1 pseudogene is annotated in these 1,041 nt (G+C 27.2%); it reads right to left on the reverse strand.

The features are described from left to right. Nucleotides 1-123: 123 nt before the first annotated feature. A pseudogene (locus HGB55_RS15195) lies at nucleotides 124-465 on the reverse strand (type II toxin-antitoxin system RelE/ParE family toxin). Between the last annotated feature and the right edge of the window lie 576 nt (nucleotides 466-1,041).

Below are 1,041 nucleotides of genomic sequence, written 5' to 3' on the forward strand. Positions count from 1 at the left end.
AAGAATTTCAATTTTTAAATCAAATTCGTATTTGTCTCTTTCAATAGTTCCAACTTCTCCAAGATGTTTATCTTTAAGTTGGTCTAAACTCATCATTTTCATTTTTTTAGTAGTTTCCATTTTTTAAGTTTTTTTTTGATTAAAATATTGTATTCTCAATTTCTCCGCTTTTTCAATTTCAGCTTTCGGGACTTTACTCACTTTTTTAATTATTCCGTGAGTTGATACTACTAAAGTTTCAGTTTTCTCGGTTTTATCCCAAAAGGCAAAAAGTCTAATCTGAACTCCATTGTATTTTGTTCTAAATTCCCAAATTTCATCTTTTAGTTTTTTAAAAAGCTTAGGATCATTTATCAATTTAGCTTTATCAATATTCTAACATATTTTCGTTCTTGTTTTATTGTCTAAATTTTCCACAAACTCAATAGCTTGTTCTAAAAATATAACATCAAATTTAGGTTTCATTCCTTTTCTAACTATTTAGATGACAAAGTTAGTGAAAAGTTTCAATATATGGAAACTATTTTTATTTTTACGATTTCGAATCGTATTACAGGTAACGGGATTGTATAACGAAAGTTGCGAATTTGAAAGCGCAATTTTCGGTTGTTTAAATATAGTATTTTTTAGATTTAGAAACATTCTAATTTACAGAAAGAAGCAATTTTGGTTATAAGGTGTTGGGTAAAGTGGATTTGAGTTCCAATTAATCTATTTAGTTGAAATTTTGACCGTTTTAAATATCAAAGTCGAGAATTTGTCTTTTATGATGAATTACTCATAAAAACTATTTTTCAATTCCACGATAATTATCAATTCTGGAATTTATCGTTAAGTTTTAATTATTCTTGAATATTTTTCAGTTCAACTCTCACGTTTCAATGAGTTTTTCCGTTTTCATTGCTCATTTCCGTCGTTGTGCTTAATTCTTTCCGTTTCAACTTATAATTCCGCCATTGTGCTAAAATCAGACTTTTCAATGAGTTTTTTATGTTTCAACTTTCTTTTTTCGGATTCATTACTCAAATCTTTCCGTTTTAT

Origin of the sequence: Lutibacter sp. B1, from assembly GCF_012524075.1 — a bacterium.
Lineage (GTDB): Bacteria > Bacteroidota > Bacteroidia > Flavobacteriales > Flavobacteriaceae > Lutibacter.